The following is a 15,703-nucleotide window of genomic DNA, read 5'->3' on the forward strand; positions in this document are numbered from 1 at the left end:
GATATCATCAACAAGGGGCGCAATCTCGGCCTCGTCAACCTGAACATCCCCGAAGAATACGGCGGCCCCGGCGCCAAAGTCTTCGACGAAGTCATCGTACAGGAAGAACTCGGCTACGGCTGCTCCGGCATCAGCACAGCGATGAGCGTCAACAACCTGTCGTCGCTGCCGATCATGCTCGGCGGCACGGAACAGCAAAAAGAATACTGGCTCGGCGAACGCATGGTCGGCAAAGGCGATCTCGCCGCCTACTGCGTGACCGAACCCGGGGCGGGCTCGAATGTCGTCGGCATGCAGACGCGCGCCGAACGCGTCAACGGCAAGTACATCATCAATGGCTCGAAGATTTTCATCAGCAACGTGAACTATTCCAGCTTCTACACGGTGTTCGCCGTGACCGATCCGAGCAAGAAGCACAAAGGCATCTCCTGCTTCGTGATCGAACGCGATACCCCCGGCATCAGCGTGAGCCGCCACTTTGACAAACTCGGTCAGCGCGCCGCCGATACCGCCGAAATCACGTTTGAGAATGTAGAAGTGCCTGCCGAAAACCGCATCGGCGAAGAAGGCATGGGCTTCCTGCTGGCAATGACCGTGTTCGATCACAGCCGCCCCGGCGTCGCGGCGGGCGCGGTCGGTGTGGGTCGGCGCGCGTTGGAAGAATGCGTCAAGTACGCCAAGGAACGCGAGACGTTCGGCCAGCCGATCTGGCAGCATCAGGCCATCGGCCACAAAATCGCGGACATGGCGATCAATGTGGAAGCGGCACGGTTGCTCACCTATCAGGCGGCGTGGCTGGTCGATAACAACATCAGCAACCCGAAAGCGGTCGCGTTCGCCAAGGCGTTCGCCGCCGATGCCGCGATGAAGATCACCGTGGATGCGGTGCAGGTCTTCGGCGGCTACGGCTACATGCGCGAATACCCGGTCGAAAAGTTGATGCGCGACGTGAAGGTCTTCCAGATTTACGAAGGCACGAGCGAAATTCAGCGCAACGTCATCGTGCGCGAACTCTTCCGGTAACGAGTCGCCCGCTGTGTCCGGCGGCAAACGTGCCCATCGTTCTCAGAATTCGTGAAATTCATCACAATAAAAACGGAGAAATCGAGAGATTCCTCCGTTTTCGTTATAATAGCCCTATTCTGTTGCAGACAAACAAAGGTTGATGATGAATACGGATGTACTCATAGTTGGCGCAGGCTTGTCCGGACTACTGGCTGCACGGGAAGTGAGCAAGGCGGGCAAGCGGGTGCTCATCTTGGATAAGGGGAAAAGCGTGGGCGGTCGTATGGCGACCCGACGCATTGGCAGCGGAACCGCCGACCACGGCGCGCAGTTCTTCACCGTGCGTTCGCCCCAGTTCCGCACCCTGCTCGATGAATGGCTGAAGGCAGGCATCGCCTTCGAATGGTCGCGCGGTTGGAGCGATGGCAGTCTGGTCTCGACCCGCGACGGCAACCCGCGCTATGCCATCAACGGCGGCATGAACGCGCTGATGAAGCATCTGGCCGTCGGCCTTGATGTGCGCGTGAACGTGCGCGCTACCAGTATGCACGCGGTCGAGGGCGGTTGGGAAATTCGCGACGAAGCGGGCGTGAAGGTCAGCGCGAAAGCCGTGCTGCTCACGGCACCCGTCCCGCAGTCCCTCGCAATTCTCGACGGCGGCCCGGTGGCGCTTGCCCCCAAAGACCGGGAAGCGCTCGATCAGATCGACTATTTACCGTGCATCACGGCGATGGCGCGCGTCGAAGGGCGCGTCAACCTGCCCGCTCCGGGCGCGATTCAACGCCTACACGCGCCGATCCAGTGGATTGCCGACAACCGGCAAAAGGGCATCAGCCAGACGACGATCCTGACCATTCAGGCGAACGCGGGTTACAGTCACCAACTCTGGGGTCGTTCCGACGAAGAAATTATGCGCTCGCTGCGCGTGGATCTGATGCCGTTTCTCGACGAAAAATCGCAGATCGTTGAATGGGAGATTAAGCGCTGGCGCTATTCGCAGCCGAACATCACCTACCCGGAACGCTTTCTGCTGGCCGAAGGGCAGCCGGCTCCGCTGATGTTCGCGGGCGATGCCTTCGCCGGGCCGCGCGTCGAAGGCGCGATTCTCAGCGGTTTGGCCGCGGGCGAAAGCTCAAGGATTTGGTGTAGCCAAGCAGTCGTCAGTTCACCGTTCACAGTCAAACTCGGATGTCCGGCTGCACTAACCTCTACATGCCACCTCCGGTAGATGATGCAAGTTGTAGGGGCAGACCTATGTGTCTGCCCGACTGAGGGCGCACACACAGGTGCGCCCCTACAAATTAGCCTTGCTTATCTGCGAATACTTGCCGCAGGAGCACATGGCTTACGGTTACAGGCGACGGATACAAGCAGTGTAGGGACGCCATTTTTGGCGTCCGCTGCTTTTATGGGCAGACACGCCGCTGCGCGTCCCTACCACTCCAAGCAAGTGCTAGCCACTTCGACGTTCAGGCAAAAAAAGACAGTTTACCTTCCACAGCCAAACTGTGAACTGTAAACTGTCTACTGAAGACTTGTAGGTCGGCTTACTGGCCGGGGGTGACTTCCGGCGTCGCTTCGCTGCCACCGCCGATGCGGTTGATCGGCAGGACGAAGGCTTCGGTCGGCGTCGCCGTCGCGCCACCAATGCGATTGATCGGCAGGACGAACGGTGTGGTCGGCGTGGGCGTACCCGCCAACGTGGGCGTGGCTGCCGGGGCATCACTGCCACCAACCGCGCCACCACCGGAGCCGATGCGTTCCGGGTGATCCGCGTTCACACGGAGATACGCGACAACATCATACAGGTTCTGGTCGGTCAGGCCGGGGTTGCCGCCCGACGCAGGCATGGGCACCCCCGTCGTGTTGAGCGGATCGCTCGCCTCACGACCAACGCGGATGAAAGCAACCAGTTCGTCATCGGTCAAGCTGTCGACGAATTCGCTGTCGAGCAGGCTCTTCCCCAGCCCTTGAATACCACGCGCATTCATACCGTGGCAGGCCGAGCAGGTCGCTAGAATGACATTTTCACCGGCGCGCACATTCTCGCGGGCGTAGGTACCAGCCGAAACATTTTGAGCGGGGACTTCACTGGGCACAGCGGCCACTGCGGTCGGGGTAATCGGCGTTGCACTCGGGCGAATGGTCACGGTCGGGCGCACTTGCGGCGCGATCCGCGGCTGCCCCGCCAAAAACAGCGCCAAGGCAAACCCAAACACGACGAGCAAAATCAAAGCCGGAACGAACGGAAACTGTTCCGCCGAACGATTAGGGGTGTTGTTACCCATTGAGAATTCCTCGGAATTTCAATCGCAAAAACTGGAATTTGGAAGCACCCTATTATGCACACGCGAGCCCAAGCGCGCAAGTGATTTTTGTCACATATAAAACGTGCCGTTCTCGCCTTCTTAGATTACAGATCCTCGTTTAGCATGTAAACTATCCAGTAAGCCAAATAGCTTAGGCTACATAGCGTATATGGTGCGCCGTTCTGACGCATCTCTATAGAAGGATAACTTTCATGCAGCGCAGAGACTTTCTGAAGATGATGGGCGTGGGTGCTGGTGCGGTGGGCGCAGGCGCTCTGGGCATCAAGACGACTCCGAAGCAGCCCGCTCGCCAGGTGACGCCGGAAGATGCCGCCGCCATGGATCAACACCACCGCGAAGCGGTGGAAGTTTTCCTCGCCAACATCGGCGCCGACCCGAACTTCTGGGGCCTGCCGCTGGAATACGAAATGGACGGCGACGTTAAGGTCTTCAACATCACCTGTCAGGACGTCGAATGGTTCACCACCCCGACCATGAGCTTCCCCGCGATGACCTACAATGGCATCGTCCCCGGCCCGTACATCCGCGCCACCGAAGGCGAAACCATCCGCCTGAACGTCACCAATGAAATGGTTGAAAGCACTGCCATCCACTTCCACGGCGTGTACGTCCCGAACAATCAGGACGGCGTCCCGTACGTGACCGAAGAACCGATTGTTTCCGGCGCGACCCGCACCTACGAATTCACGCTCCGCAACCCCGGCACGCACATGTACCACTCGCACCACAATGCGGCGGAACAGGTGACCAAGGGCTTGATGGCCGCCTTCATCATCGACCCGGCTGATCCCAGCACGGAACCGGAAGTGACCGCGGAATATATCTGGGTGTTGAACGACAGCGCGATGGGCTTCACCATCAATGGCAAGGCGTTCCCGTACACGCAGCCGATCGTCGCCAAGCTCGGCGATAAGATCCGCGTCCGCTACATGAACGAAGGTCTGATGATCCACCCGATGCACCTGCACGGCATCCCGCAGCAGGTTATCGCCAAGGATGGCTGGCCGCTGCCGATGCCGTATAAGTGCGATACCCTCAACGTCGCCCCCGGCGAACGCTACGATGTCATCATCGACTGCACCGAACTCGGTTTCTGGGCGTACCACTGCCACGTTCTGACGCACGCGGAATCGCGCGACGGCATGTTCGGCATGGTGACCGTGCTGGTCGTTCAGGAATAGTTCGCACTACCCAGCAGCAAACAGCAGGGCGATCCGATTGGATCGCCCTGTTTTATTTACCATCGGACGCGGCCTGAAGTTCGTCTTCCTAACGTCAGTTAGGGATAAAACAGCCGAGTGGCGATGATTTTGCGTGACTGCCCTGTGTATCCGACCCCACCGCTGCCCCTCCCCGAATTCGGTTGAGGACAGGGCACTTTTAACAAATGAGGGATTGTAGGGACGCCCAACGGGGCGTCCGCCGGATTGTGGTCAACACGGACGCGCCGTTGCGCGTCCCTACGAAATCTGTTTCCTCAAATCGGCACCTTGATGGTTCCCAATGTTAAAACTGTCCCTCCGTCAACCGAATTCGGGGAGGGGAGACAGATAAGTGCGTCTGTGTAGGGACGAGGCATGAGGCTATTTCACAATTGGTGAAATGTCACCTCACCCTGCTTGCTCCACAGCCGTCCCTCTCCGTGGGGAGAGGGACCCACCCGCCTTGCCCTTGCCCCTCGCCCTTTGGAGAGGGGCGGTTGAGCGCAGCGAAACAGGGTGACGTTAGACAAAGTGCCGATCCTGAAATGACTTCATGCCTCGTCCTGAGCGGTTTGGCGGGTGTATCACAATGTGGGCGCAGGTGCGGATGGATCGACAAGCAGCTTATCTCTAACTGACGTCTTCCTACGGCTTACGCGCGATCACCAGCGTGCTGAAGTTGAACGGCCACGGCAGCACCGTCTTGAGCACGCGCCCGAGCCCCTCGGCGAGCGCATTGGTGCGGTAGTAACCGGGCGCGCGGAACGGTGCCCCGATCCCCCACAGGGTATAGGCATGGCTCGTCGGCACCACCTGCTCCAGCTTGAAACCCACGGCTTGGACTTCGTTCGTCAGCGCGGCACGGGTGTAGGTGCTCTCATAGAATTCATCGTCGTTGAGCACGCTCATCCCGGCGCGCTTGCGCCGCCACGCCAGCAGTTGATTGACGATATTCGGGTACGGAATGGTCAATACGAGCACGCCGCCCGGCTTGAGCACGCGGTAGGCTTCCGCCAGCGGCACGCGCATCCCCGTTTCGAAATGCTCGAACACGCCAAACGATAGATACGCGCCGAAGGTGTTCTCCGCGTACGGCAGGTGATGCACATCGCCCGCCACCAGCGCCAGCTCAGGATCATAGCGTTGTGAGGTTTCCAGCGCGTTGACGGCATAATCCAAGCCCATGACGCGATAACCCATCCGTTTGAGCGTGAGGATCACCGCGCTTAAGCCGCTGCCCGCCTCCAAGACAATGTCCGCTTTCGACAGGTAGGGCAAATAGGCGTTGAGCGTTTCGACGGCGCGCGGATACGACATCGTCTCCAACTCTTGTTCGACGGAGGCGCTGTCCCAGATATCTTCCCACGCGCGGCGCGTGGAATCGTAGCGGCTCATGCAGTGTTATCCCTTCTAGAAACGGTCTTTCTCGCCCCGCCGCCGCTGCACCCAATCCATAGCGGCGCGCGTCGGCACAATGAGCGCGCGGAGCACGGCTGCGGCCAGGCTGCCGTAATGCTTGCGCGTAAACGTGATCAAATCGTCAAAGTAGATGCGCGAGGCCAGCCGCTGCGCCTGTTTGACGCTGGCGTGCTCCTCATGCAGGATGAGCGCCTCCGCGACAAAGTGGATCGCCCCGCCCGCCTGCAAGATACGGCGGCACAGATCATCTTCCGGAAAGTAGAGTTTGAGCGCGGGATCAAACAGGCCGAACAGCCACTCGCGCCGGATGAGCATACACGAGCCGGGAATCACTGCGACCGGACGAGTCGTATCGCGCGCCCAATCGTCATACCACATCGCCCGACGCAGGCGGTCGCGCAGCGGCGCCAGCACCACGCCGACGAACGTATAGCCCAGCAGCAGATCGAGGTAGCTGGGCACGCGGGAACAGGTATTCTGCACGCCGCCTTCGGGATATTCCATGCGGCAGGTGACCGCGCTGACCTGTGGATGCGCGTCCAGATACGCGAGCAGCGTCGGCAGCGCCCCCGGCGTGATCACCGTATCGGGATTGAGTATGAAGACGAACTCGCCTGTCGCTTGTGTCGCGCCCAGGTTATTCCCACCAGTGAACCACGTATTTTCGGGCGGAGCGATCAGCGTAAATTCGGGGAATTCAGCGCGCACCATCGCGGCGCTGCCATCTTTAGAGGCATTGTCAACCACGATTACTTCCAGCGCGAGCTCGCCGCGCTGCTGCCGAATCGACTCCAGACAGCGGCGCAGCGGCTCGCGGGTGTTGTAGTTGACGATGACGATTGACAGCACGCTAGAACACTACCTTCAGCAGCCAACCAAATTTAGTCCGAAGATTTGGCACGACGATAACCACCCCGATCAACCCGAAACTTAAAGGGCTTCCCCTGCCGCTCCGCGTCTTCCTCAATGAGCCGCCGCAAATAATCGGTGATGTATTTCTCACCGCGATCCTTCCGCAGCTCGTCAATCTTCTCCAGCTCATCGGAATAAACGTTGAATGGGATACGTTCCCGTTCCTCAGGCATAAGTCCCCTTTCATTTTCAGTATACACCTATTGACACTAGGTGCATACTGATATACACTAGGTGCATACTGACAAGCGTAACACGAAACACCCTTTGAATACAAGGGTGGCGCAGATCAGAGGAGGATTTCTATGTTCGGCAGAGGAAGCAAAACCACCCCTCCCACGGAGAGGCCGTCGCTCGCGCAGCAGTTCGCGGCGAATGTGCTCGCTGTGGTGACCGTCAAATACGCGGGCGCATACCCCCACAACGCGCGCCGCCAGCATCCGCACCGCTCTGGTGACGGATCTTTCCAAAACGAAAGGAGGTGAACTGGAGCTGATTGTCCATATCGACGGCATCAACCTGCCAAAGCGGTTCTTGGACAGCGATGTCCTCGAAGTGGTTTATGTCAATGAAGCGGCGGCGAGCGCCGCGATTGCAGCACTCGCCTAGTCCCATTTCGCAGGGGCGGCGGAGCCTCCGCCAAGAGACGTCGCCCCACAGAGAGGATACCACCAATGAACGAAACACTCTATCGTTTGCGTGTTCACCCGGATGACAGCCCGGTCTTCTCGTATCTGATGAACGACGGCGATCAGGTCGATTTCGACTTCGTCACCGCATACACGAAGGCACAGGTCCTCAGCCCGGCGGACTCGTGGCGCATCACACGCATGTCGGATGGCGTTAGCATGGTTGAATACGACGCGTCGGGTATGGACGCAGGCTTGTGGAAGGTCTATCGCCGCAACGATTTAATGCTGCAGCGCCGGGCCGAAGTCGAGCGGCGTCTCGAGCCGCAGATCCGCATGGTTGAAGCCCGGATCGGCATCGAAACCGTCCGCGCCCGCGAAGATATGCATCGCCGCTTGGGCACGCACCCCGCCGACCGCGTCTGGCGCACCATGCGCCGCAACCGACTGCTGCACGCGATTGCCGAGGCGGTGAGCGAATGAGCTGCTGCTTGATGCGCGCCCCGCTCGGCGCGCTCTATACCATTGATGCTCGGTTTCTCGAAGCCCACGAAGCTGGCGACGCAGCATTGATCAGTCGCCACGCCACCCTTGCTGAAGCGGGTGCCGCCTCCCTCCGCTTGCAGCTTGAACAGAGCCAGCGCGTGCGCGAGGATGCCGCTGCACTCGGCGGCAAGCACCTGCTCGCCAGCATCGTCGCCGTGACGATTACGCGCGACGAGGACGAGCGACACTATCAATTTCATCTGCGCACCCCGAGCGGCGGTCTGCTGCTGCAGAACTTCCCGCTGAACGAAACACGCGTGCTCAAGCCCATGCTCCAGGAGCAGATGAATCTGAGCGTTCCGGGTTCGACCGTCCTTGCCACCCCGTTGCCCGTAACACTTCGCCTCGTCGATGAAGCCGTCCGGTGTGATATGCCGGTTGCCCGTTGGAGTGTGATTGGTGTACGCCAAGCGCTCTGCCTGCCCATGAATCAAATCCGGCAAGGCGATGTGCTTGTGCTCGACGGCCAGCACTGGCTCATCCGTGCTCTGGTGCCGGATGAAGTGATCGTCACCCGATTCACGGGCGCATGGGGACGCCCGCGTCCGGACGAGTCAACTACGTCGTTTACGCTCGCGGCGCAGACGCCCTATGTGATCGAGCGCCGTCTCGACCAGGTGCCAGCGCCGACGCAAATGCCCGCTTCCTAAACCACTACACTCAAATTCATAGCGGGGGCGCGCATCGTACACGCGCAGGGAATCAAATGGACACATTCAAGCTCGGCTACCTACAGCTTACCAACCGCGAAGCCTTGATCGTGGGGTGATCCTTGCTACTTCAAAACTGGCGATGGCTGTCAACGCATTGACCTCGGCTGGGAAGGTGGTAACTACCCTGTCTTTTTGTCGACCGAGGAGGGTCTCCCGGTCGCTCTCATCCTCTCGCGTCACGACTATGCCCCCACCGACGCCGCGTGGCAGCTCGGTGACGCTGCGCCATTGGCATTCTTGGGCGTCGACAGTGGGCAGATGGCGCTGATCGCCGGGCATGTCTTGCCCGGTTGGTCGCACATCGACCCTGTCGATTTCCACTCCCCGGCCAGTGACTACGATTGGGCGGCGGTCGCCACCCTGCGGTCGCAGCTCGGCGCTGACTTTCTCGGCAACCGCCTGATGGTCACCGGCGATCCGTATCCAGCCACACAGATCGGCACGGCGGTCGCCAGCCGCACCCGCTACGGCGACGGGCAGTATCCTCTGTACGTCGCCCGAAACGCGAGCGGTGTTTCGGCGGTGGCGGTGCTGTTCAACTGGGATCAGATCAGTGATAGCGATGACTGGGACGACGGCATCTTTGAAGAGTTCCCCATCGAACGGGCCGACGATGCGCGGACTGAGGCATATTTGCGCCGCCAATTCGGCAACAACTAAACCGGCACCACTCCGTCTGCCCGCCGATCTTCGGATCGGCGGGCACTCCTTGAATATCTAACGAGGGACATCATGAATGACCGTGGGCTTTACCAAAAATACATCATCACGAAGCGCGAAACGGGCGAAGAAGTGAAGCGCCCCGCCTTCGTGCTCCTACCAGACAGAGATCCGCACGCCCGCGCTGCCCTGCGCGCCTACGCCGACGCGGTCGAGGCGGACAACCCCGCGCTCGCTGCCGATCTGCGCTCGTGGATGGACAGCGTCGAGCCTCAGCCTAAAGCGGCAGTGCCGACGAAGTGGGGCTACTTCATGCGCAACTGGGGGATCGGCACTGACCAAACACCCGTGCTTCTGAGTGAGTGGGACACAGAGGCGGAGGCGCTGGGTGACCTGCGCAATTCGGTGGGAGCATACATTGCGAATGGTCGCCGCGTCGAAGCATTATTGCCAGACGAGCCGGATGTGTATCAGGTGTTCAGCCGCCACTTCCCGGCCACGCAGCACTACGTCGCCCCCATCGAGCGTCCGCAGGCATCATGATCCGGCGCAAGTGGCTCTACGCCATGAACCCGTGGTACTGGCGCTTACCCTATGAGCGTCGCCGTCTTTGGATGGCCTAAAGTTAATCCGAACCCGCCGATCAGGTGATCGGCGGGTCGTCGAAAGTGCATGATCTCAAGTGAGGCATTTATGGATGTTTTGGTGCGCAACGGAAGAATGATCAGAGGTCGATGCGACCGCTGCGGAAAGTTCGTCACAATCGGAAAAGCCGCTCTATATACGCTCTTTGGCGTTGATCATCCAAACGCTGAGGACTGTTCAATCTGTAAGCGGTGCTCAGATGATCTTAAGGATAACGCTCAGGCAATAGCGTGGCTTGACACTCATTTTCTCTCAGGGTCATAGAAGGTGGATCAGCTCAAGCGGCGGGGGAACCTGCCGCTTTTTGATTCTCCAAAGTAGGAAGACATTACTCTAAGCGAGTCAGGAAATCGGCTTCTGAGATGCGCCCGGAACGAAACGCTTGGAGGTCGCTGTACGCCACACTCATACGTTTCGCGACTGAGCCATTACGCATAAAAATGACGGCAACCGTCTCAATGGGAAAAGCGTTCGAGTTCGGAATTCGACGCAGCACCGGGAGCGCCTCTTGACGACGCGCATCATCATTGGCTGCAAGGCTTGTAACAGTCAATGTGAGCAGTTTTGCGTCAACGGTGTACGCAACCTCGTCCGCCGTGGTTGCCACGCGCACACGGTCTTCGTACTGCTGACGCGTGGTCAACAATTCGCTCAGCATGGGCAGCGCGGCCAGTCCGACGAAAAATAGCAAGAGACCGATCGTAATGACCCTACGGGGTTTCATAACGCACTCCAATTTTGACGGCACAGTATAACTATGCCACCCGTCAACTGCTAGCTCCACTGCGGACAAGCATCGCGATATTCGGGCGTGTTCGCAATCGTGCCGCTGATCCAGATCCCTGCAGCGGGCTAATCATCGCTTCGATTATCTTCACTAATTTTTCAAAGGTAGGAGGACTCTAACCGTTTGTTCGATAGCGTGGTTGCGCATCCGGCGTACACTTATTTTCGCACAAATGTACTACTTTGGAGCGAGAATGTCCGCTGAAACCGTCTACACCTATCTCTGCGCTGCTTTTGATGCTGGCCGTGATCCAAGGCTGCGCCAAGTCGCGGACGCCTGCGGTCTGGTCGAGGGCGACGTGCGCCGGGCCGTAAGCGCCCTGCAAAAATGTGGCAAGCTGTATGGCAAGTCGCTGATCCCTTCGGATTGCGTGGTCGCTTCCGCGCGGCCTAAAGTCCGTCCACCGCAGGGACTTCCGCGCAAACACAAGCGTTGTGGCAAGCGGGAACACACCATCCAGCGCGATCAAGTGATTGTCGATTTCATCAGCACATACATCGCCGCCAATGAGCGACCGCCAACGCTCAATGAGATTCGGGAGGCTGTGGGTCTCCGGTCGAATTCGACCGTCAAACGGCACATCGATCAACTCGTCGCTGCGGGCAAGTTGCGGCGGGAATCGCGCAGCCATCGCGGTGCGTGGGTCCCGCCCCAGTAGCAAATGCCCCGCTCGTTTTCTACTACCCTCAAAGAAAACACTTTTCTCTGAGGTGCACCGCATGTCCGTCCGCCAAATCGATATCGCCGCGCTCAAAGCTAACTTTCGCGCCGCCTGCGCCCCATGGGGTATCGACCCGGTCGAGGGCGCGACGAGCTATCAGGTGGTGCACGTGGTCGCCGCTCAGCGCCTCGCCGAGCAGGCGCGCACGTGCAGCGACTGGTGGAGCGATTACACGCTCTGGTACGCTGAAGACGACGATATCACGCGCAGCGCGACAGAAGAATACGTGCACGCCTCACTCGCCTTCCATACTTATATGGACGCCGCGGTCGCAGCCGGGAATGCCGCCCAGCAGCCGGAAGCAGACAGCGGCGATCTGATTCCGCTGCGTGAGGCTCTTGCCCAACGTGGCGAGCGCCTTCAGTGGATTGACCTCGGGGACGGCGAAGTCGTGAGCATCATCCGTCCGGCGCGCCGCGGGCGTTATGGCGCGGACGTTCGCGCGGCCGCCCTGCGCCTCCGCGCCAAAGGCTTCAGCTTAGTGAAAATTTCCGCCGTCCTCGAAATCAGCCCCGGCATCGTCAGCCGTTGGGATCGGCAGGCGAAAGCCGCCACTGCCTAGCGGAATCAAAAGCGCCCCGGGTTTCCTCGAGGCGCTTCCATTTCTACTTGATGTTTCCTAAATACCGATGGATGGCCCTGCCGTGATACAGAGCACGTGCAAAATCATCCAAGTCATCCATCCAAGTCTTTTCGGACAATTGGGCGATCCAGTGATCACCTAGCAGCGCCTGCGCTTCAATCGGATAGTAGTGCGCAGGGTCCGCGCTTAAACATTCGATACCATAGGCCGTCACTGCCCATCGACCAAACTGCGTGATGATCTTGGGAATTCCTCCCGTCCGGCATCAAGCTGTTCTTGGAAATCTTCATCGTCGGGATGAGCATATGCGCTTCTGGTTTCAAACCGAGTCTTCTCTTCAATGAGTTGAAGCTCGCTATACAGTGCTTGCGCTTGCTTCTGCTTATTGTATTTCTGCGACATGCGTACTCCTTTCCACAAAAGCTAACGACTGTGAATGACCTTGGGATCGCTCTGCATAGGATACTTCTCCCGCCGATACTGCGTAGCTTCGCCCAACGCTTTGTCCAGCGTGCGAAGCCAATCGGGGAATAGTGAGCTGCGCTGCGGATCGCTGAAATCAGTGTTTACCAGCAGCCCCGGGTGAAGTAGTACAGGTCGAGCATTTTGACCAACAGCAAGCGTATTTCGTCTTCAGTCAATGCATGGAGATAGGCACCGGGTTCGGTTTTCGCGACGAGATTATCGGCAGTCGCCTGTTCCTGTATCCGTTCGCCGAGTGCATCAGCTCGCTCACTCTCCAAATTCCAATCGAAGAAGCCTTTCATCAGGTCCAGTGCAAAATAGTCCGGGAGGCACATGACCACAATATCGACCATGTCCCGAACGGCCTGTGCCGTCCATCGTTTGCTCGGAGGGCCTTCGCTGTCCTCTTCGGTTGCTTTCAGGATAACTTGACCGAAGTAAATCATCGGGCTTCGGGCAATATCTTTGAGATTCCAGAGTTGATGATACTTATTGCGACCATCTTCATTCTGGTCGAGATAACTAACACACTCGTGGCAATAGGGTCTTACCCACATTACAACCCCGGGGCGGTTTAGCCAGTTGGGCAGATCAGTCATTACCTTAGCATCAAAATCAGGGAGTTCTTTGTGGCAGCGATAGCAGGTGGGAATTTCCATCGTAAAGCACCTCCTCTACTGATTCTTGCAGTTTCAGCTCAAACGGAAGGCTAATATAGCACAAGTTGATTTTTCGTGTTTTAGACTGACATCCGTCCGTTGCCGAATCAAAAAGCGCCCGGTCAACTGACCGGGCGCTCCTCGTTTATGCGTTGTCTTGATGCCGCTGCTACGGCTGATCCCTGTAGGCGCTGTTCGCTGCGGGTGGCGTCTGGTTCGGCTTCCCGTCCGTCACTTCCCGTGCCAGCTTCAGCGTGGCTTCAGCCGCATCCAGCACGCGCACCACCGTCTCCTGCCATTGCGGAGGCAGCGCGAGATACAGTCGCTCCGTCTCATCCTTAGTCCGCTTGTCGATGCGACTCAACACCACGGCGAAGCTGCCACCGCCGACAATCGCCAGCACCACACCCGCCGAGATCACGATCAGTGTGTTCGCCGTTTGCGCGTTCGTCACCACGTCGACCGGCACGGTCACCACCTCCGGAGGCGTCTCGACCTCACCGGAAGGCGCTTCCTCCGTCGCGCCGACTTCCTGCGCACTCACCGGCACGCCGATCAGCAGCACCAACACGAACAGCATGATCAGGGTCAACAGAAACCGCTTCATCTTGTTTCCTTTCATTCGATTGTCGAAACGCTAGGGGGCTTACTTCTTTTGCGTCCGCTGCAGCGCCGCGCTGAAAATCTGCGCGAGCTGCTGGTGCGCTTGGCTAATCTGCGTATGCAGACTGACCGACTGTTGGAGTTCATCCGCTGTCAGAAACACGCTGTACAGCGCGTCTGATGGCGGCTCGACGACAATAGGCAGCGCTTCAAACGATCGTTTATCGCCCAATATCTCGACGACATACCCGGCATACTGCACGGGACTCCCAACCTCGACAAACAGCCATGTGTAGCCGTTCGCCAGTTGGGGTGGGTTCATGTCGTAGATGATGCCTTCAGTGCCGGGCTGAATGACGACGATAACGTCCGCCGCTGTATTGGCGGCCGCCCGCATATTGCGCGCGGCGAGCGCCTTCGCCTTGCGCGGATTGACCGCGTTTCGCTGGACGTGGAATCACGTTAGGCCTTTCTCGTATGCGATACGCAATGTTGAACCGAATGAGCGCTTCGTGGATCGGTGTGGACTGGGCAATATCAAAACTCACGGCCACTTCCCCCAGCTAAATAAGCACACCGGTACGCCTTGCTGCGCGTACCACCCCGCTGCACGTCCAAGCTGCTCAATGTACGCCGCTTCGCTGATCTGTCCCTGCCATCCCTGATTCGGGTCGAGCGATCCATCCGCTCGCCGACCGGCATAGCCGAGTTCGGTCACCACCCATTCCCCGCCGACCTGATCGCGGGCCTGTAACCAGGCGTGCGTATCGTCATCGGCGTGCGCTGGGAACGCGCCATTCCAGTACACATGCGCGCCGATCAGGTTGTCGGCGGCGGCGCGCAGCACAAACGCTGAGCGCATCCAGACTGCATAAGGCGTATGAGTGTAATGGTTGAAGATGCAGGCTTTGATACCGAGCCGCTCACACTCCGCCAACGCCGCGAGCGTCCATGTATCGTGCGCCTGTGATTGGCCGATCTCGTTGGTCAGATGGATAATGGCTTGTCCGTTTCCGCCGACCGCTTCGAAGCGCCGCCGCACAAACTTCGTGGGGGATTGCGTGAGCGGGCTGTGCAGCGGATCGTCACCTGTCGCCCGCCAGATCACCCGCGTGCTCGCCGCTTGCAGCATCGTCACAAGTTTCGCCTCGTCGTGCACCAGCGACGTGTGGGGCTTCAAATCGCGGTGATAGGCCGCGACGTTGTCGTTGTTCACCCCCTGCCGGATGTTCAGGCCAAGCGTGCCACGATTCATGGTGTTGTTCCTTCGTGATGGTTGTTCTCCAGCACACCCGGATTAAGCTTGCTGGTATCGCCAACGACGACGGTCGGCGGCTTCTGGGCGGCGAGCATGGCCGCGCGCAAATCGGCGCGCAGCTCCTTCAGCTCCCGATGAATTTCCGCGCTGTCGCACTTATCCAACTTGTCCTCGATCCGGAGCATGTGCTTGTAGATGCTGCCCAGCGCGGGCATGATCTTGAAACGCTGCGTTTCGTTCCCTGTTTGATGCCGCTTGCCAGTCCTTCTACCGCCTGCTCGGTGCGCTCGGCGCTGCTCGCTGACTGCTTGGACGCCGCGACCGAGGCGTTGATCGCCTTGCCCGTGTCCTGGATAACCGTCATCAGCCCGGCATCAATCTCATCGCGCCGCGCGAACATCTTGTCGACATTCGTCACCCACCGTGCGAACGCCCGCGCAACGATGATCCCAATAACGACAAAGCCGACTAACACCCCGGCCAGCAGCACATCAGTCGGCTTGCTTAGAATTGTCTCGATGGTGTCGGTGATGTCTGTTTGCGCGAGGACTTCCATCGCTTTTGTC

The 15,703-nt window shown here is 59.0% G+C and carries 22 protein-coding genes; 10 read left to right on the forward strand and 12 right to left on the reverse strand.

Going from position 1 to position 15,703, the window contains the following annotated elements; all coding sequences use genetic code 11:
• Together IPK17_RS38955 and IPK17_RS38960 are read left to right on the forward strand one after the other, a co-directional pair.
• The coding region (locus IPK17_RS38955) for an acyl-CoA dehydrogenase family protein (protein ID WP_343423149.1) at positions 1 to 1,023 on the forward strand (1,023 nt) is incomplete at its 5' end.
• Between the two features lie 145 nt (positions 1,024 to 1,168).
• On the forward strand, positions 1,169 to 2,233 hold the full coding sequence (locus tag IPK17_RS38960; RefSeq protein WP_343423237.1) for an NAD(P)/FAD-dependent oxidoreductase: 1,065 nt from the start codon (positions 1,169 to 1,171) through the stop codon (positions 2,231 to 2,233).
• Positions 2,234 to 2,552: 319 nt separating this feature from the next.
• Here the strand turns inward: IPK17_RS38960 and IPK17_RS38965 are convergent, their stop codons facing one another.
• Positions 2,553 to 3,293, reverse strand: a complete 741-nt coding sequence (locus IPK17_RS38965) for a c-type cytochrome (protein ID WP_343423150.1) — start codon at positions 3,291 to 3,293, stop codon at positions 2,553 to 2,555.
• Positions 3,294 to 3,526: 233 nt separating this feature from the next.
• On the opposite strand from IPK17_RS38965, the gene IPK17_RS38970 reads away from it, so the two are divergent.
• Positions 3,527 to 4,516 (forward strand): multicopper oxidase family protein, encoded by a 990-nt coding sequence (locus IPK17_RS38970; protein ID WP_343423151.1) that lies wholly within the window; start codon positions 3,527 to 3,529, stop codon positions 4,514 to 4,516.
• Between the two features lie 666 nt (positions 4,517 to 5,182).
• Here IPK17_RS38970 and IPK17_RS38975 read toward each other — a convergent pair.
• From IPK17_RS38975 to IPK17_RS38985, 3 genes are read right to left on the reverse strand one after another with little or no spacing between them, the layout of a single operon-like run.
• Complete coding sequence (locus IPK17_RS38975) at positions 5,183 to 5,932, reverse strand: class I SAM-dependent methyltransferase (protein WP_343423152.1); 750 nt, start codon at positions 5,930 to 5,932, stop codon at positions 5,183 to 5,185.
• A 15-nt stretch (positions 5,933 to 5,947) separates the two neighbouring features.
• On the reverse strand, positions 5,948 to 6,805 hold the full coding sequence (locus IPK17_RS38980) for a glycosyltransferase family 2 protein (protein ID WP_343423153.1): 858 nt from the start codon (positions 6,803 to 6,805) through the stop codon (positions 5,948 to 5,950).
• Between the two features lie 32 nt (positions 6,806 to 6,837).
• Positions 6,838 to 7,041, reverse strand: a complete 204-nt coding sequence (locus tag IPK17_RS38985; protein ID WP_343423154.1) for a hypothetical protein — start codon at positions 7,039 to 7,041, stop codon at positions 6,838 to 6,840.
• Between the two features lie 280 nt (positions 7,042 to 7,321).
• On the opposite strand from IPK17_RS38985, the gene IPK17_RS38990 reads away from it, so the two are divergent.
• From IPK17_RS38990 to IPK17_RS39010, 5 genes are all read left to right on the forward strand, one after another.
• The gene (locus IPK17_RS38990) at positions 7,322 to 7,477 is read left to right on the forward strand and encodes a hypothetical protein (protein ID WP_343423155.1); all 156 of its coding nucleotides are present in this window, start codon (positions 7,322 to 7,324) and stop codon (positions 7,475 to 7,477) included.
• A gap of 65 nt (positions 7,478 to 7,542) precedes the next feature.
• Entirely contained in the window at positions 7,543 to 7,980 is a 438-nt protein-coding gene (locus IPK17_RS38995; protein WP_343423156.1) for a hypothetical protein, read from the forward strand.
• Positions 7,977 to 8,693, forward strand: a complete 717-nt coding sequence (locus IPK17_RS39000; RefSeq protein WP_343423157.1) for a hypothetical protein — start codon at positions 7,977 to 7,979, stop codon at positions 8,691 to 8,693. Before IPK17_RS38995 ends, IPK17_RS39000 begins: the two co-directional genes overlap by 4 nt.
• Positions 8,694 to 8,888: 195 nt before the next feature.
• Positions 8,889 to 9,416 (forward strand): hypothetical protein, encoded by a 528-nt coding sequence (locus IPK17_RS39005; RefSeq protein WP_343423158.1) that lies wholly within the window; start codon positions 8,889 to 8,891, stop codon positions 9,414 to 9,416.
• A gap of 72 nt (positions 9,417 to 9,488) precedes the next feature.
• On the forward strand, positions 9,489 to 9,959 hold the full coding sequence (locus tag IPK17_RS39010) for a hypothetical protein (protein WP_343423159.1): 471 nt from the start codon (positions 9,489 to 9,491) through the stop codon (positions 9,957 to 9,959).
• Positions 9,960 to 10,389: 430 nt separating this feature from the next.
• On the opposite strand, the gene IPK17_RS39015 is transcribed toward IPK17_RS39010, so the two are convergent.
• Positions 10,390 to 10,785, reverse strand: a complete 396-nt coding sequence (locus IPK17_RS39015; protein ID WP_343423160.1) for a hypothetical protein — start codon at positions 10,783 to 10,785, stop codon at positions 10,390 to 10,392.
• 256 nt (positions 10,786 to 11,041) lie between these two features.
• On the opposite strand from IPK17_RS39015, the gene IPK17_RS39020 reads away from it, so the two are divergent.
• Together IPK17_RS39020 and IPK17_RS39025 are read left to right on the forward strand one after the other, a co-directional pair.
• A complete protein-coding gene (locus tag IPK17_RS39020) occupies positions 11,042 to 11,506 on the forward strand; it encodes a LexA family protein (RefSeq protein ID WP_343423161.1) in 465 nt (154 codons plus the stop codon).
• A gap of 61 nt (positions 11,507 to 11,567) precedes the next feature.
• Positions 11,568 to 12,131, forward strand: a complete 564-nt coding sequence (locus IPK17_RS39025) for a hypothetical protein (RefSeq protein ID WP_343423162.1) — start codon at positions 11,568 to 11,570, stop codon at positions 12,129 to 12,131.
• Between the two features lie 231 nt (positions 12,132 to 12,362).
• On the opposite strand, the gene IPK17_RS39030 is transcribed toward IPK17_RS39025, so the two are convergent.
• The 7 genes from IPK17_RS39030 to IPK17_RS39060 all read right to left on the reverse strand — a co-directional run bounded on the left by IPK17_RS39030 (position 12,363) and on the right by IPK17_RS39060 (position 15,693).
• Positions 12,363 to 12,554 carry a hypothetical protein gene (locus IPK17_RS39030; RefSeq protein ID WP_343423163.1) on the reverse strand — a complete coding sequence of 64 codons (192 nt, stop codon included), beginning with the start codon at positions 12,552 to 12,554 and terminating at the stop codon, positions 12,363 to 12,365.
• A 164-nt stretch (positions 12,555 to 12,718) separates the two neighbouring features.
• Positions 12,719 to 13,276: a hypothetical protein gene (locus IPK17_RS39035; RefSeq protein WP_343423164.1), complete on the reverse strand. Its 558-nt coding sequence runs from the start codon at positions 13,274 to 13,276 to the stop codon at positions 12,719 to 12,721.
• A 169-nt stretch (positions 13,277 to 13,445) separates the two neighbouring features.
• Positions 13,446 to 13,883, reverse strand: a complete 438-nt coding sequence (locus IPK17_RS39040) for a hypothetical protein (RefSeq protein WP_343423165.1) — start codon at positions 13,881 to 13,883, stop codon at positions 13,446 to 13,448.
• A gap of 39 nt (positions 13,884 to 13,922) precedes the next feature.
• Positions 13,923 to 14,276: a hypothetical protein gene (locus tag IPK17_RS39045; protein ID WP_343423166.1), complete on the reverse strand. Its 354-nt coding sequence runs from the start codon at positions 14,274 to 14,276 to the stop codon at positions 13,923 to 13,925.
• Positions 14,277 to 14,423: 147 nt separating this feature from the next.
• Positions 14,424 to 15,134, reverse strand: a complete 711-nt coding sequence (locus IPK17_RS39050) for a hypothetical protein (RefSeq protein ID WP_343423167.1) — start codon at positions 15,132 to 15,134, stop codon at positions 14,424 to 14,426.
• Entirely contained in the window at positions 15,131 to 15,301 is a 171-nt protein-coding gene (locus IPK17_RS39055) for a hypothetical protein (RefSeq protein ID WP_343423168.1), read from the reverse strand. The genes IPK17_RS39050 and IPK17_RS39055 overlap by 4 nt, the downstream gene beginning before the upstream one ends.
• On the reverse strand, positions 15,262 to 15,693 hold the full coding sequence (locus IPK17_RS39060) for a hypothetical protein (RefSeq protein ID WP_343423169.1): 432 nt from the start codon (positions 15,691 to 15,693) through the stop codon (positions 15,262 to 15,264). The genes IPK17_RS39055 and IPK17_RS39060 overlap by 40 nt, the downstream gene beginning before the upstream one ends.
• Positions 15,694 to 15,703: the final 10 nt, after the last annotated feature.

The organism is Candidatus Flexifilum breve, assembly GCF_016713355.1.

Bases quoted from the DNA above. Each gene is read 5' to 3' on its own strand.
- IPK17_RS39030 (WP_343423163.1), bottom strand. From the start codon at position 12,554: ATGTCGCAGAAATACAATAAGCAGAAGCAAGCGCAAGCACTGTATAGC.
- IPK17_RS38985 (WP_343423154.1), bottom strand. From the start codon at position 7,041: ATGCCTGAGGAACGGGAACGTATCCCATTCAACGTTTATTCCGATGAG.
- IPK17_RS39020 (WP_343423161.1), top strand. From the start codon at position 11,042: ATGTCCGCTGAAACCGTCTACACCTATCTCTGCGCTGCTTTTGATGCT.
- IPK17_RS38975 (WP_343423152.1), bottom strand. From the start codon at position 5,932: ATGAGCCGCTACGATTCCACGCGCCGCGCGTGGGAAGATATCTGGGAC.
- IPK17_RS39045 (WP_343423166.1), bottom strand. From the start codon at position 14,276: ATGCGGGCGGCCGCCAATACAGCGGCGGACGTTATCGTCGTCATTCAG.
- IPK17_RS39050 (WP_343423167.1), bottom strand. From the start codon at position 15,134: ATGAATCGTGGCACGCTTGGCCTGAACATCCGGCAGGGGGTGAACAAC.
- IPK17_RS39000 (WP_343423157.1), top strand. From the start codon at position 7,977: ATGAGCTGCTGCTTGATGCGCGCCCCGCTCGGCGCGCTCTATACCATT.
- IPK17_RS39015 (WP_343423160.1), bottom strand. From the start codon at position 10,785: ATGAAACCCCGTAGGGTCATTACGATCGGTCTCTTGCTATTTTTCGTC.
- IPK17_RS39060 (WP_343423169.1), bottom strand. From the start codon at position 15,693: ATGGAAGTCCTCGCGCAAACAGACATCACCGACACCATCGAGACAATT.
- IPK17_RS38960 (WP_343423237.1), top strand. From the start codon at position 1,169: ATGAATACGGATGTACTCATAGTTGGCGCAGGCTTGTCCGGACTACTG.
- IPK17_RS38995 (WP_343423156.1), top strand. From the start codon at position 7,543: ATGAACGAAACACTCTATCGTTTGCGTGTTCACCCGGATGACAGCCCG.
- IPK17_RS38970 (WP_343423151.1), top strand. From the start codon at position 3,527: ATGCAGCGCAGAGACTTTCTGAAGATGATGGGCGTGGGTGCTGGTGCG.
- IPK17_RS39025 (WP_343423162.1), top strand. From the start codon at position 11,568: ATGTCCGTCCGCCAAATCGATATCGCCGCGCTCAAAGCTAACTTTCGC.
- IPK17_RS38965 (WP_343423150.1), bottom strand. From the start codon at position 3,293: ATGGGTAACAACACCCCTAATCGTTCGGCGGAACAGTTTCCGTTCGTT.
- IPK17_RS39010 (WP_343423159.1), top strand. From the start codon at position 9,489: ATGAATGACCGTGGGCTTTACCAAAAATACATCATCACGAAGCGCGAA.
- IPK17_RS39035 (WP_343423164.1), bottom strand. From the start codon at position 13,276: ATGGAAATTCCCACCTGCTATCGCTGCCACAAAGAACTCCCTGATTTT.
- IPK17_RS39040 (WP_343423165.1), bottom strand. From the start codon at position 13,883: ATGAAGCGGTTTCTGTTGACCCTGATCATGCTGTTCGTGTTGGTGCTG.